General features: G+C 66.7%; 10 protein-coding genes. 1 reads left to right on the forward strand and 9 read right to left on the reverse strand.

Annotated features, from left to right (window positions below; all coding sequences use genetic code 11):
* Window positions 1-112 precede the first annotated feature (112 nt).
* From dxs to ngcE, 8 genes are all read right to left on the reverse strand, one after another.
* On the reverse strand, window positions 113-2,041 hold the full coding sequence (gene dxs / locus OH768_RS13350) for a 1-deoxy-D-xylulose-5-phosphate synthase (RefSeq protein ID WP_406453321.1): 1,929 nt from the start codon (window positions 2,039-2,041) through the stop codon (window positions 113-115).
* A gap of 206 nt (window positions 2,042-2,247) precedes the next feature.
* Entirely contained in the window at window positions 2,248-3,564 is a 1,317-nt protein-coding gene (locus tag OH768_RS13355) for a sugar ABC transporter permease (protein WP_406453323.1), read from the reverse strand.
* Complete coding sequence (locus OH768_RS13360; RefSeq protein WP_381241841.1) at window positions 3,561-4,349, reverse strand: ATP-binding cassette domain-containing protein; 789 nt, start codon at window positions 4,347-4,349, stop codon at window positions 3,561-3,563. The genes OH768_RS13355 and OH768_RS13360 overlap by 4 nt, the downstream gene beginning before the upstream one ends.
* Window positions 4,350-4,558: 209 nt before the next feature.
* Window positions 4,559-5,665, reverse strand: a complete 1,107-nt coding sequence (locus OH768_RS13365) for a sugar ABC transporter substrate-binding protein (protein WP_406453325.1) — start codon at window positions 5,663-5,665, stop codon at window positions 4,559-4,561.
* A 121-nt stretch (window positions 5,666-5,786) separates the two neighbouring features.
* Window positions 5,787-6,986 carry an ROK family transcriptional regulator gene (locus tag OH768_RS13370; protein ID WP_262062514.1) on the reverse strand — a complete coding sequence of 400 codons (1,200 nt, stop codon included), beginning with the start codon at window positions 6,984-6,986 and terminating at the stop codon, window positions 5,787-5,789.
* Window positions 6,987-7,185: 199 nt separating this feature from the next.
* Window positions 7,186-8,121 carry a carbohydrate ABC transporter permease gene (locus tag OH768_RS13375; protein WP_406453327.1) on the reverse strand — a complete coding sequence of 312 codons (936 nt, stop codon included), beginning with the start codon at window positions 8,119-8,121 and terminating at the stop codon, window positions 7,186-7,188.
* Window positions 8,122-8,138: 17 nt separating this feature from the next.
* On the reverse strand, window positions 8,139-9,074 hold the full coding sequence (locus tag OH768_RS13380; RefSeq protein ID WP_388111284.1) for a carbohydrate ABC transporter permease: 936 nt from the start codon (window positions 9,072-9,074) through the stop codon (window positions 8,139-8,141).
* Between the two features lie 59 nt (window positions 9,075-9,133).
* Window positions 9,134-10,582 (reverse strand): N-acetylglucosamine/diacetylchitobiose ABC transporter substrate-binding protein, encoded by a 1,449-nt coding sequence (ngcE, locus tag OH768_RS13385; RefSeq protein WP_406453329.1) that lies wholly within the window; start codon window positions 10,580-10,582, stop codon window positions 9,134-9,136.
* A 369-nt stretch (window positions 10,583-10,951) separates the two neighbouring features.
* Here ngcE and OH768_RS13390 point away from each other — a divergent pair, with 369 nt between their 5' ends.
* A complete protein-coding gene (locus tag OH768_RS13390) occupies window positions 10,952-14,743 on the forward strand; it encodes a GH92 family glycosyl hydrolase (protein ID WP_406453331.1) in 3,792 nt (1,263 codons plus the stop codon).
* Between the two features lie 8 nt (window positions 14,744-14,751).
* Here OH768_RS13390 and OH768_RS13395 read toward each other — a convergent pair whose 3' ends face one another.
* Window positions 14,752-15,126, reverse strand: coding sequence for a hypothetical protein (locus OH768_RS13395; RefSeq protein ID WP_406453333.1), 375 nt, complete (start codon window positions 15,124-15,126; stop codon window positions 14,752-14,754).
* Window positions 15,127-15,173 lie beyond the last annotated feature (47 nt).

Consider the following 15,173-nt stretch of genomic DNA (forward strand, 5'->3'; position numbering starts at 1 on the left):
CGAGAGAGGGTGTACTGCGCATGCCCCGGCGCGAGTGGATTCACGCGGAGGGGCCGCTTTCACCACTGCAAAGAGTGGTGGAAGCGGCCCGTCCGTCGGTGTCGGTCACGCGTCAGTCGCGTGCGGACTCCACCGAGTCGACCTCCGCCGTGGGGCGGTCGAAGCGGCCGTCGAGCTTGGAGACCAGGCCGGTCACCTGTCGGGCGATGTCCGGGGCGGTGAGGCCGATCTCCGTCATCACCTCGGCGCGGGAGGCGTGGTCGAGGAAGCGCGGCGGGATGCCGAAGTCGCGGAGCGGAACATCCACTCCGGCGTCGCGCAGGGCCTGTGCGATCGACGAACCGACGCCGCCGACACGGGAGTTGTCCTCGACGGTGACGACCACCCGGTGCTGCTCCGCGAGCGGGGCCATGGCCTCGTCGACGGGCTTGACCCAGCGCGGGTCGACGACGGTGGTGGTGATGCCCTGCTTGTCGAGGAGGTCGGCGATCTCCAGGCACATCGGTGCCAGCGCGCCGACGGAGACCAGCAGTACGTCCGGGGCGTCGGTGCCGGGCGCGCGCAGCACGTCCATGCCGCCGATCCGGCCCACAGCCGGTACGGCCGGGCCGACCGCGCCCTTGGAGAAGCGGACCACGGTGGGCGCGTCCTTGACCTGGACGGCCTCGCGGAGCTGGGCGCGGACCTGGTCGGCGTCGCGCGGGGCGGCGAGCCTGAGGCCCGGGACGACCTGGAGGATCGACATGTCCCACATGCCGTTGTGGGAGGCGCCGTCGGTGCCGGTGACGCCGGCCCGGTCCAGTACGAAGGTCACACCGCACTTGTGGAGAGCGACATCCATGAGGACCTGGTCGAAGGCACGATTCAGGAATGTGGCGTACACCGCGAACACCGGATGCAGACCGCCCGTGGCGAGGCCCGCCGCGGAGACCGCGCCGTGCTGCTCGGCGATGCCGACGTCGTAGATGCGGTTCGGGAAGGCGTCGGCGAACTTCTTCAGGCCGACCGGCTGGAGCATCGCGGCGGTGATCGCGACGATGTCCTCGCGCTCCTGCCCGAGCGCGACCATCTCGTCGCCGAAGACGGAGGTCCAGTCGGCGCCGGAGGCCTTGATCGGCAGGCCCGTGTCGGGGTGGATGGGGCCGATGCCGTGGAAGCGGTCGGCCTCGTCCTGGAGGGCGGGCTGGTAGCCGCGGCCCTTCTCGGTGAGGACGTGGACGATCACCGGGCCGCCGAACCGCTTGGCGCGGGCGAGCGCGGACTCCATCGCCTCGATGTCGTGACCGTCGATGGGGCCGACGTACTTGAGGCCGAGGTCCTCGAACATGCCCTGCGGGGCGATGAAGTCCTTCAGGCCCTTCTTCGCGCCGTGCAGCGTCTCGTAGAGGGGCTTGCCGACGACCGGGGTGCGCCCCAGGAGGTCCTTGCCGCGGGCCAGGAAGCGCTCGTAGCCGTCGGTGGTCCGCAGGGTCGCCAGGTGGTTCGCGAGGCCGCCGATGGTCGGTGCGTACGACCGCTCGTTGTCGTTGACGACGATGACGAGGGGGCGGTCCTTGGCGTCGGCGATGTTGTTCAGCGCCTCCCAGGCCATACCGCCGGTCAGCGCGCCGTCACCGATCACGGCGACCACGTGGTCGTCGCGTTTCAGCACCTGGTTGGCCTTGGCGAGGCCGTCGGCCCAGCCGAGGACCGTGGAGGCGTGCGAGTTCTCGATGACGTCGTGCTCGGACTCGGCCTGCGAGGGGTAGCCGGACAGGCCGCCCTTCTGCTTCAGCCTGGAGAAGTCCTGGCGGCCGGTGAGCAGCTTGTGGACGTAGGACTGGTGGCCGGTGTCCCACAGCACCCGGTCCTTCGGGGACTCGAAGACGCGGTGCAGGGCGATGGTCAGCTCGACCACACCGAGGTTCGGGCCGAGGTGGCCGCCGGTCTTGGAGACGGCGTCGACGAGGAAGGTCCGGATCTCCTCGGCCAGCTGGTCCAGCTGCTCCAGGCTGAGCCGGTCCAGATCGCGCGGTCCCCTGATGCGGGTCAGCAGCGGCACCCGTGCCTCCTTGCGAGTAGAGCTGATCGAGCTGTTGCCGGGCTTGTCGAGTCTAATGTTCCGCCTTTGCGGACGACGCCCGGGCCGTGCGTCATACGTCACGCGATCGGCTGTACCCAAGAACGGCCTTTCCTACGGCCTTTCCTACGACATGACTGTGCCCGGTACCGCGATCGGCACCGGGCACTGGTCCGAAAGGACGCAGGTCAGCCGCGACCTGCCGCCTTCTGGCTCTTGCGGGAGACCGAGTCGATGACGACCGCGCCGAGCAGAACGCCACCCGTGATCATGTACTGGATCGACGTGTTCATGTTGAGCAGGTCGAGACCGGTCTGGATCGACTGGATGACGAGCATGCCCAGGAGGGCGGACCAGACGGTGCCGCGGCCACCGAAGAGGCTCGTACCGCCGATGACCGCCGCCGCGATGGCCAGCATCAGGGTGTTGCCACCACCGGCGTTCAGCGTGGCGCTCTGGGTCTGGCCGGCGAAGAACATACCGCCGACCGCCGCGAAGCCGCCGGAGATGGCGAACACGGTGATCCGGATCATGGACACGTTGATACCGGCACGGCGAGCGGCCTCGATGCCGCCGCCGACCGCGAAGACCTTGCGGCCGTACGGGGTACGGCGGAGCACGAAGTCCACGATCACCAGGGAGGCGAGGAAGATCACCAGCGAGTTGGAGACACCGGCCGACGAGTTCAGCACCGCCGCGGTGACGAACGCGGCCACGGCGAGCAGACCGACCCGCAGCGCGATCTCGCTGGTGGGCCGGAAGGGCACCCCGGCGGCCTTGCGGCGGCGCTGGTCGATCAGCGAGCCGAAGAGCAGGGAGGCGGTGCCAAGGGCGGCCAGGATGTAGGCGCCCGCGATCGACTGGTCCATGAAGAACGAGCTCTGGCCGAGCAGGTGCACCGGACCGCTGTCCGGAATGTTGATGGTGCCGCTCGAACCGAGCAGCCACAGCATCAGACCGTTCCAGCCCAGGAAGCCCGCCAGTGTCACGACGAAGGCCGGTACACCGATCCTCGCGAAGAAGAAGCCCTGCAGTGCGCCGATGCCGATACCGGTCACGATGGTCAGGACCAGCGCCAGCCAGCCGTTCATCCCGTGGTTGACCACGAAGACGGCGAACAGCGTGGACGCCAGACCGCTGACCGAGCCGACGGACAGGTCGATCTCGCCGAGCAGCAGCACGAAGACCAGGCCGACGGCGAGCATGCCGGTGGCCGACAGGTAGTAGCTGATGTTGGACAGGTTGTCCGCGCTCAGGAACCGGCTGTTCTGCAGCTGGAAGATGACGCCGATGACGATCAGACCGGCGACGACCGGCAGCGAGCCGAGCTCACCGCCCTTGACCTTGCGCTTGAACTCGGTGATGTAGCCCTTGAAGCCCTCTTCGCGGATCAGCAGACGCGGGTCGACGACCGAGACGGCCGCGGCCGTGGGGTCGTCGGCGGGAGCGACGGTGGTCTGCGACTCCGCCGATTCCTTCTTCACGGTGTTGGACGTGTCGCTCACTTTGCCGCCTCCGTGCTGCGCACCGCACGACGGGTCACGGCGTTGTCCGTGGCACCGGTGATCGCGGCGATGATCGTTTCCTGACTGGTGTCCTTCACCGGGAAGGAGCCGTTGTTCTTGCCCAGGCGCAGCACGTTGACGGTGTCGGCGACCGCCTTGACGTCGGCCATGTTGTGGCTGATGAGGATGACGCCGAGGTTGCGCTCGCGCAGCCGCTCGACCAGGTCGAGGACCTGAGCGGTCTGCTCGACGCCGAGGGCGGCGGTGGGCTCGTCGAGGATGACGACCTTGGGGTCACCGATCAGCGCGCGGGCGATGGCGACGACCTGCCGCTGGCCACCGGAGAGGCTGGCGATCGGGATCCGCACGCTCGGGATGCGGATGGAGAGAGTGCTCAGCAGTTCGCGGGAGTTCTTCTCCATCGTGACCTCGTCGATGACGCCACGGCGAAGCAGCTCACGCCCGAGGTACAGGTTGCCGACGACGTCGAGGTTGTCGCACAGCGCGAGGTCCTGGTAGACCGTCGCGACGCCGAGTCCCTGGGCGTCGTGCGGCTTGTTGATGCTGACCGGGCTGCCCTCCCATTCGATGACTCCTTCATCGATGGGGTGCACTCCGGCGATCGTCTTCACCAGGGTGGACTTTCCTGCGCCGTTGTCGCCGACCAGTGCGACCACTTCTCCGGCGTGAACCTCCAGCTCTACGTCGGTGAGGGCCTGCACCGCACCGAATCGCTTGGAGACTCCGCGCAACGCCAGCACGGGCGTAGCGGACACGTGAACCATCTCCTTCGCCGCCTGACCGGCGGGGATGCCGCGCTTGTCAAAAGCCGCGGAGGGTTGTGCCTAGGCACAGATTTACAAGATGAACATGCGCGCGGCCGGTGCCAGTTGGCAACGGCTGCGTTCGCACGGGTTCCGATCGGCGCCCGCCCCACAGCGGGGTTTGAAGGTGGGGCGGACGCCGAAGGGGCTTTGTCACCGCTGGGCGGTGGTTACTGCAGACCGGCCGTCTTGCACGCCGCGGCGTACTCCGAGGTGCAGATCTGCGCGACGGTGTAGAGACCGTCCTTGATGACCGTGTCCTTGATGTTGGCCTTGGTGACCGACACCGGGGTCAGCAGCTGCGAGGGCACCTTGTTGCCGGAGCCGCTGGTCTGGGTCGTGGTGGCGAGCGAGGAGATGCTCTTGCCCTGCGCCAGGTCGACGGCGAGGGTGGCGGCCGCCTCGGCCTCCGGCTTGAAGGCCTTGTAGACGGTGCTGGACTGGGTACCGGCGACGATGCGCTGGATACCGGCGAGCTCCGCGTCCTGGCCCGTCAGCGGGATGCCGCTGATCTTGGCGCCCTTGAGGACGGTGGCGATGCCACCGGCCATGCCGTCGTTGGCGGAGTAGACGCCCGCGATCTTGCTGGCACCGAGCTGCGTGATGGCCGCGGACATCTTCTGCCCGGCGACGGTGTCCTTCCACAGGCCGGACTGCTCGTAGGCGATCTTGACCTTGCCGTCGAGGGCCTCGTGGGCGCCCTTCTTGAACTGCGCGGCGTTCGGGTCGGCGTCGTCACCGTTGATCATGACGACGTTCGCCGACGGGGTGGCCTTCGAGCCGAGCGCGGCGAGGAGGGCCTCACCCTGGAGCTTGCCGACCTGGACGTTGTCGAAGGAGACGTAGGCCGAGACCGGGCCCTGGGCCAGACGGTCGTACGCGACGACCTTGATGCCCTTGTCGACCGCCTGCTGGATCGAGGACTTGATCGCGGCGGAGTCCTGGGCGCTGATCACGATGACCTTGACGCCCTTGGTGATCATGCTGCTGACCTGCTGGGCCTGGGTGGCCGCGCTGGCGTTGGCGTTGTTGTACTCGACGGTGCAGCCGGAGCAGAGCTCCTTGACCTTGGCCTCGAAGTACGGCTTGTCGAACTTCTCGTACCGCGTGGTGACACTGTCGGGCAGGAGCAGACCGATCTTGGCGCTGGTACCGCCCGAGGAGCTGGAGGAGCTGCTGTCGGACTTCTTGTCGCCGGCCTTGCCACAGGCGGCCAGCGAGACGGCCATCGTGGTGGCGATGACAGCAACGGCGGCACGACGCATACGCGTGTTCACTTCAGAAACCTCCCTGACGAGGCCGCGTCGTTGCGGCCGAGGTGGCTGGAAGTCAACTCGGCCACGCGTGCGACGTCAAGAAGTAAATACTTAACGAGATGGCAACGGCGTCGTGCGTTCTCTAAGTGAAGGCAGGTGTGGCCGCAGTCAGCGACCCATCCAAAAGGGTCGAATCGCCCATCTCGCTTAGCGCGAGAGCGAGCGCTCCGAGCACCTCCGCACGGCCTCCAAGTGCCCCCGGGAGAACGGACAGTTGACGCGCCGCACTAGGGATCGCATAGCGGCCGACAGACTCCCTGATCGGCCCGAGCACCAGCTCACCGGCCTCGGCGAGATCGCCACCGAGGACCACTCGGCTCGGGTTCAGCAAATTGCAGAGATTGGCGACTCCACTGCCGATGTGTCGGCCGACGTCGGCGATCACCCGACGACAGCCCGGGTCTCCGTCCCGCGCCAGTCGTACGACTCCCTCCATGGTCAGGTCGGTGCCGTGACTGCCCTGGAGGAGCGGCAGCACATAGCGCGCGGCCGTGAAGGTCTCCAGGCAGCCCCGGTTTCCGCAACGGCAGACAGGGCCGGACTCATCAAGGGTAATATGTCCGATTTCTCCCGCTGTGCCACCCGGGCCCCGGTAGATCTTGCCGTTGATGACCAGTCCCGCACCGACCCCGCTCGCGACCTTGATGTAGGCCAGGTCCCTGACCCCCCGGCCGCTGCCCCAGACCAGCTCACCGAGGGCGCCGAGGTTGGCGTCGTTGTCCACGTGCACCGGTACACCCAGACGGCTGCCGAGCTCCTCGGCGGGTCTGGTGCCGGTCCAGCCCGGGAGGATGGCGGTGGAGCCCAGGGTGCCCGATTCCACGTCGATCGGCCCGGGCACGCCGAGGCCCACCCCGGCGATCTTGGAACGGTCCACTCCGGTCGCCGCGATCAGCCGGTTGACCAGCTCTTCCGCCCGGTCGAAGCCCTGCGTGGAGGAGGCGTCCACGTCGACGGGTTCGGACTCCTCGGCCAGCACCTGATGGGCGAGATTTCCGACCGCGACGCGCAAATGCGTGTGCCCGAAGTCGACGCCGATGACGATGCCGGCGTCCCCGCTCAGCGACACGCTGCGGGCCCGGCGACCGCCCGCCGAAGTCGGCGTGACCTCGACCGTTCCGCCGTCCTTGAGCTCGCGCACGATGTTGGAGACCGTCGCAGCGGACAGACCCGTCGTCCTCGCGATCTCCGCCTGGGTGAGCGACCCGGCCAGCCGCACCGCTCGCACGACCCGCTCTAGATTCGCTCGGTGCAGCGACGACTGCGACCCCGGAGTCTCCACGACGACCTCCTGCGCGCGGGACCGCATCGATGAGGCCCCGTCTATGTCCAACTAGTGAACTCTAAGCTGAGCCGTTAGGGTCGCCTCCCGTCAAGAGGTTGAACCGCATCCGGGTTCCCGGACACATACGTGACCACCGCTCCCGGCCTGCCGGAAGCGGTGGCGGAACGATCTCTTCCTGTCGCGTCGTCCCAGCGGGCTACTTGAGCGTCGCCGAAGTCAGACCGGACTGCACCTGGCGCTGGAACGACAGGTAGACGACCAGCATCGGGATCATGGCGATCGTGACACCCGCGAAGAGAACGGGCAGGTCGGAGGCGTAGCCCTGTTGCTGCTGGAGTTGGATGAGCCCCTGCGTGAGGACATAGCGCTCCGGGTCCGAGCCGCTCTGCGGCTGCATCAGGACCGTCGGCAGGATGAACTGGTTCCACTGGCCGAGGGTGTTGAAGATGCCGACGCTGATCAACCCGGCCTTGGCCATCGGCAACATCACTTGGAAGAACGTCCGGGTGTGCGAGGCGCCGTCGAGGATCGCCGCCTCGAAGACCGCCGTGGGCAGCGTCCGGAAGAACGCGTGCATGAAGAACACCGTGAACGGCATCGAGTAGGCGATGTAGACCAGGATCAGCCCCTGGTACGTGTTCAGCATGTCGAGGCGCTTGACCATGAAGAACAGCGGCACCAGCGCGAGGAACACCGGGAACATCGCGCCGGCGACGAAGAAGTAGTACAGCAGCCGGTTGCCCCAGAACTGGTAGCGGGCCAGCACGTACGCGGCCATCGAGCCGAACAGCATCGTCAGCGGCACCGAGAACACCAGCACGATCAAGGTGTTCAGAAAGTAGTCGCCGATGCCCTTGTCCCAGGCCCGCCGGAACACGTCGAACGACCAGTTGTGCGGCCAGCCGAAGGCCGAGTTGCCGATCTGCACGTCGGTCTTGAACGAGCTGAGCACCAGCCACAGCAGCGGCAGCACGATCAGCAGGGCCCACAGGGCCAGGAAGCCGTGCGAGAACACGTTCAGTACGGTGCCCTCGCCGCGCGGCTCACCGGCCCGGGCGCTGGGCTTCCCCACCGACGGCTGCGGCGGGACGGTGCCGCCCGTGGGGGCGGTCTCCTTCAGGGGTGCGCTCATCGTCGTATGTCTCCCGCTCAGAACTCGATGCGCTCACGGCGGGTGGCGCGCAGCGTGACCACGGACAGGACCAGGGTGAGCAGCAGCATGACGACGCCCATCGCGCAGGCGTAGCCGCTCTTCCCGAAGTAGAGGAAGTTGCGCATCATCACGGTCGACATGACGTCGCTGCCATGGTCGGGACCGCCTCCGTAGGCGCCCATGTTCGAGGTCATGGAGGAGACCAGGACGAACATGTCCATCGCGATGATGCCGAGATACACCCAGGCCGTCTGAACGGTCTCCCAGAGCAGCGGCAGGGTGATCCGGAAGAAGGACTGGGAGCGGTTCGCGCCGTCGATCAGGGCCGCCTCGTAGATGTCCCGCGGAATGGACTGCATGGCCGCGGAGAACAGCACCAGATAGAAACCGACGCCGTGCCACACCACGACCGCCATCAGCGCCCACAGCACCATGTTGGGCTCGTTGAGCCACTCCACCGGATTGTTTGCGTCCACCAGGTGGAGTTTGATCAGGAAACCGTTGAGCAGACCGCCGCCGTCACTGCGGTACACCGCGTTGAACAGCACCGCGAGAATCGCCAGCGACAGCACCTGCGGGAAGAAGTAGACGATTTTGTAGAACCCGGAACCGGCGACTCCCTGCACGCCGCCGGCCTTGCTGCGTCCTCCCGCGTTGACCATGAAGGCGAAGAAGAGGGCGAGCAGAATGGTGATCACGGGGATGAACACCAGGAACAGGAGGTTGTGCCAGATGGCCTCCTTGAAGACGTCGTCGTGGAGCAGCGCTCGATAGTTGTCCAGTCCGACGAACTTGAAGGTCTGTGACTCGCCCTTCCAGTCGGTCAGCGAATAGCCGAACGTCTGGATGTACGGCCAGATCACGAAGATCAGATAGAGCGCCACGGGAACGAAGAGAAATCCCGCGACGAACCTGTACTGCCCTTTGCGCATTGGCGTTTCCTGCCCCTGGTGTCCCGAGCGTGATCAGGTGGTGCGATCAGGCGTTGTGATCAGGAGTGCACGTTCTTCTTGGACGCCGGGTCCTTCGCCTGCTTGTCGACTGCGGCCTGGCAGCGCTTCAGCCACTCCTTGGGCTGGATGCGCTTGGCCATCAGCTCGTTGGACGCGTTCTGGATGGAGGTGTCCATCTCGCTGTACCAGTCGGGGTAGAGGTAGCGGAAGGTGTTGGCACCGGCCGCCTTGGACGCGTCGACCGTGGACTGGGTGCCCGGGCGCAGGGTGACGCTGGAGTCGACACCGTCCTTGAGGATGGTGAGCGAGTTGGCCTCCTTGGCGAAGAGCGTCGACCACTCCTTGGAGAGCATGTGGCGCATGAACTCCTTGGCGCCGGGGAGGTTCTTGGCCTTCGCCGGGATGATGAAGGGTTCGCCGGAGCCGGCCCGGATCGCCTCGAACGGCATCTTGCTGTCGGCCAGCAGCGGCATCGGCAGGAACTTCATGTCGAAGTCCGTGGGCGTCAGCTTGAGCTGCTCGTTCTCCAGCCAGGAACCGCAGGTGATGAAGGCGGCCTTGTACTGGTTCCAGCGCGTCTGCGACTCGGTGTGGGTCAGGCCGTTGGTGCCGGGCATCAACAGGCCCTTCTCCACGACCTCGTAGATCGCCTCGATCCCGGCCTGCGCGGCGGCCGAGCCGACGAACGCCTTCGGGTCGAGGTTGTCGATCGCCTTGACGGCGTCGATCCCGCCCTTCTTGGCGATGAGGTCCATGATGGCCACGTTGATGTAGTACGGGTACTTGCCCTGGTGCGCGAGACCGCCGATACCGGCCGCCTTCGCCTTCTGACACACGGCGATGAACTCGTCCCAGGTCTTCGGCGGGGTCCAGCCCTTCTCCTTGAAGAGCTTGCCGGAGTACCACAGCCCCCACACCGTGTAGATGTAGTTGAGGGCGACGACCTTGCCCTCCTGCACACCCGGGTCGAGGGTGCCGGGGATCAGCAGATCGCGGACCTTCTTGGTCGGGTCGTCGATCGCGGGCGCGTCCAGTACCGGTGAAAGGTCGAGCAGCTGACCGTTCTTGTACAGGACGTCGATCTTGATCTGCTGGGCGCCGGAGTCGTCGACGATGTCCGGCGGGTTGCCCGCGTTGAAGCGGGGCTGCAGCTTGCCGGTGATCTCCTGCGTTCCGGTGTGGGTGGAACTGACGCCGATCTTCGTCTTGAAGTTGGCTTCCCACGCCTTCGCGTAGTCGTCGCCGTAACCGCCCTTGAAGACGACGACGTCGAGCGTGCTGCCCTTCTTCACACCGAAGGGATTCGACTTCGACGTGGTGCCCTTGGTGCTGTCGTCACTGCTGCTGCCGTTCCCGCCACCGCTGGCACACGCGGACAGGAAACTCATCGTGGGTACGGAGATCAGACCGAGTGCGGCCGACCTCTTGATCAGATCACGGCGGCCGACGCCATTGGAACCGTTGTTCTCGGCTGAAGTGGATCCCATGCTCAAGTCCTCGCCTTCAACAGGACTCAGGCGGTGAACCGGATCCTCCCCGGCACCGCGGTCAGGTCGAGCTTGGTCGTGCAGAGGTACTTCGTGCGTGCTGCTGCGAGAGCGGTGTCGAACGCGACAGGTATAGTCCACTTCCGGTCGACAGAGCAAGATCGAATGCAGGGTAGGTTGTCGGTCTTTTCCGAAGTGAGACCTCGCGGAAATATGAAGGCCCTGTGCGTTCGATGCCGGAGAAATCCCCGCTATTGCGCGCGAATGCCGCACTCAACACCCTTGACATCCCTGGCCACTTGACTCCCTACTGTTGCCTGCGCGTCGAAATTGACAACGTTGTCCCACGTGCAGGGAGGATGCCCTCGTATGCATCACAGATGGTGGGGTTCGGCGGCCGTCTCGGTGGCCGCCGTCGCTCTGGTGGCGGGTTCACAGGGGGCGGCCGTCGCGCTGCCCGTCAAGGCCCCCGCTCCGGCCGGGGAGTTCGCCTCCTCCTTCGAGGCGGGTGATCCGGCACCGGACTGGCTCAACACCGTGGACACCGCGCCGGACGGCTCCAAGCGGGCTTCCGGCGTCGACGGGGGATACACCAGCGGTATCCCCGGCAATGTGGACGACCATGTCACGGACCTGCGGGCGAGCGGCGAGAACACCGGTGCGGGCGAGGTGAAGGAGAACCTCGCCGACGGCGAGTCCGGCACCAAGTGGCTCACCTTCGCACCCACGGGCTGGGTCGAGTTCGATCTCGACAAGCCACTCAAAATAGTGACGTACGCGCTCACTTCGGCCAATGACCACGACGAGCGCGACCCGCAGGACTGGACCCTCCAGGGGTCCACCGACGGCAAGGACTGGAAGACCGTCGACACCCGCTCCGGCGAGTCGTTCTCGGCACGGTTCCAGACCAAGTCGTACGACCTCGCCGAGCCGGCCGAGTACCAGCACTTCCGGCTGGACGTGAGCAAGAACAACGGCGGCGACATCCTGCAGATCGCCGATGTCCAGTTCTCGACCGGCGGCACCACCGCCCCGGTCCCCGAGGACATGCTCTCGCTGGTCGACCACGGCCCCAGCGGCTCCCCCACCGCCAAGGCGGCCGCCGGCTTCACCGGGACGCGCGCACTGCGCTACGCGGGCCGTCATACGGCGACGGGGCGGGCGTACTCGTACAACAAGGTCTTCGACGTGGACGTGGCCGTCGGCCGGGACACCGCGCTGTCGTACAAGATCTTCCCGCAGATGGCCGACGGCGATCTCGACTACGACGCCACGAACGTCTCCGTGGACCTCGCCTTCACCGACGGCACCTATCTCAGCGGCCTCGGCGCGACGGACTCGCACGGCTTCGCGCTCACCCCGCAGGGGCAGGGCGCGGCCAAGATCCTCTACGTCAACCAGTGGAACAACGTCCTCTCGCGGATCGGTTCGGTCGCGGCCGGGAAGACCGTCGACCGGATCCTGCTGGCCTACGACTCCCCCGGCGGGCCGGCGAGGTTCCGCGGCTGGCTGGACGACGTGAGCGTCAAGTCGGTCGCGCCCGAGAAGCCGAAGGCGCATCTGTCCGACTACGCGCTGACCACCCGGGGCACCAACTCCAGCGGCAGCTTCTCGCGCGGCAACAACTTCCCCGCCACCGCGCTGCCGCACGGCTTCAACTTCTGGACGCCGGTGACGAATTCGTCGTCCCTGAGCTGGCTCTACGACTACGCGCGGGCGAACAACGACGCCAACCTGCCGACGCTCCAGGCGCTCAGCCTGAGCCATGAGCCGAGCCCCTGGATGGGCGACCGGCAGACCTTCCAGGTGATGCCCTCGGCGGCCTCGGGCACCCCCAACACCGACCCGAACGCACGGGAGTTGGCGTTCAAGCACGAGAACGAGACCGCGCGCCCGTACTACTACGGCGTCACATTCGAGAACCGTCTCAAGGCCGAGATGGCCCCGACCGACCACGCGGCCTCGCTGCGCTTCACCTACCCCGGCGACGACGCGAGCGTCATCTTCGACAACGTCACCGAGCAGGCGGGCCTGACCCTCGACAAGACCAACGGGACCGTCACCGGCTACTCGGACGTCAAGTCCGGTCTGTCCACGGGCGCGACCCGGCTCTTCGTGTACGGCGTGTTCGACGCGCCGGTCACGGACGGCTCCTCCAGCGGGGTCAAGGGCTATCTGCGGTTCAAGGCGGGCGCCGACCACACGGTCACCCTGCGGCTGGCCACGTCGCTGATCAGCGTCGACCAGGCGAAGGCCAACCTGAGCCAGGAGATCCCGGACGGCACCTCCTTCGACACGGTCAAGGACCAGGCCCAGAAGGTGTGGGACAAGCTGCTCGGCAAGGTCGAGGTGGAAGGGGCGACACCCGATCAGCTGACCACGCTCTACTCCAGCATGTACCGGCTGTACCTGTACCCCAACTCCGGCTTCGAGAAGGTCGGTTCGACCTACCAGTACGCCTCGCCGTTCTCCCCGATGCCGAGCCAGGACACCCCGACGCACACCGGCGCGAAGATCGTCGACGGCAAGGTGTACGTCAACAACGGCTTCTGGGACACCTATCGGACCACCTGGCCCGCCTACTCACTGCTGACACCCAGTCAGGCGGGCGAGATGGTCGACGGGTTCGTGCAGCAGTACAAGGACGGCGGCTGGACCTCGCGCTGGTCCTCCCCCGGCTACGCGGACCTGATGACCGGCACCTCCTCGGACGTCGCGTTCGCGGACGCGTACGTCAAGGGCGTGCAGTTCGACGCCAAGTCGGCCTACGACGCGGCCGTGAAGAACGCCACCGTCGTCCCGCCCTCCTCGGGCGTCGGCCGCAAGGGCATGACCACCTCGCCCTTCCTCGGCTACACGAGCACCGACACCAACGAGGGCTTCTCCTGGGCCATGGAGGGCTACAACAACGACTACGGCATCGCCCAGATGGGCCTGGCCCTCTACAAGAAGACCGGCGAGAAGCACTACAAGGAGGAGTCGGAGTACTTCCTCAACCGGGCCCAGGACTACGTGAACCTCTTCGACAAGCAGGCCGGGTTCTTCCAGGGCAAGGACGCCAAGGGCAACTGGCGGGTGGACTCGGCGAGTTACGACCCGAAGATCTGGGGCTACGACTACACGGAGACCGACGGCTGGGGCTACGCCTTCACCGCCCCGCAGGACAGCCGCGGCCTCGCCAACCTCTACGGCGGCCAGAAGGCCCTCGGCGACAAGCTCGACGAGTACTTCGCCACCCCGGAGAAGGCCTCGTCCGCCACCGTCGGCTCCTACGGCGGCGTCATCCACGAGATGACAGAGGCGCGGGACGTCCGCATGGGCCAGTACGGGCACTCCAACCAGGTCGCCCACCACGTCACTTACATGTACGACGCGGCAGGCGAGCCCTGGAAGGCACAGAAGGACGTGCGTGAGGTGCTGTCACGGCTCTACACCGGCAGCGAGATCGGGCAGGGCTACCACGGCGACGAGGACAACGGCGAGCAGTCGGCCTGGTACCTCTTCTCCGCGCTCGGCTTCTACCCGCTGGTGATGGGCAGCGGTGAATACACCATCGGCTCCCCGCTGTTCACCAAGGCGACCGTCCACCTGGAGAACGGCAAGGACCTGGTCGTCAAGGCGCCGAAGAACAGCACGAAGAACGTCTACGTCCAGAGCCTGAAGGTCAACGGCAAGGCCTGGACGTCGACTTCGCTCCCGCACTCGCTGCTGGAGAAGGGCGGAGTGCTGGACTTCTCCATGGGCTCCAAGCCCTCGGCGTGGGGCAGCGGCAAGAACGCGGCGCCGGTGTCGATCACCAAGAACGACCAGGTGCCGACGCCCCGCAGCGACCAACTCACCGGTGACGACGCCCTGTTCGACAACACGTCGGCCACGGCCGCGACGGTGACGTCGGTGGACCTGCCGGTCGCCAAGGCCACCAAGGGCATCCAGTACACGCTGACGTCGTCGGCCGACCACACCAAGGCACCGACCGGCTGGACCCTTCAGGGCTCGACCGACGGCACCAAGTGGAAGACGCTCGACAAACGCTCCGGCGAGTCCTTCACCTGGGACAAGCAGACGCGCGCGTTCTCGGTCAAGTCACCTGGCTCGTACGCCCATTACCGCCTGGTCCTGGACGGCTCCTCGACGCTCGCGGAGGTGGAGCTGCTGGCCTGAGGGCACGGTCACGGCACGGGGAGGCGGGGCAGCAGCCTGCGCAACGCCTCCGCGTGCTGGTGGACCCGTCTGAGCACGCCTCTTCTGGTCGACGCGAAGACGGGGACGTCCTGGGCCGGGCCGCACGCGGCGGCCTTGTACAGGTCGTCCAGCCAAGCCCCGTTCCCCCTGGTGCCGTCCGGCGCCAGGGGGATCAGTCGTGTCAGGACCTCCGATTCGGCGCCGCCCAGGAACCAGACGCGCACCATCAGGTCGGCGCGCAGATAGCGCAGGCCGCCGTCTATGTCCTCCGGCGGCGCGAAGCCCTCGCCCTCGACCAGGAAAGCGAAGGCCGAACGGGCTTCGGCCCTGAACTCCTCGGGCAGCTGCGGCCGTTTAACCATCTGCGGATGCTCGCACGCGACGGTGTGCCCCCGCCACCGGAACGGAC

This window comes from Streptomyces sp. NBC_01622 (genome assembly GCF_045209635.1).
Taxonomy (GTDB): Bacteria; Actinomycetota; Actinomycetes; order Streptomycetales; family Streptomycetaceae; genus Streptomyces.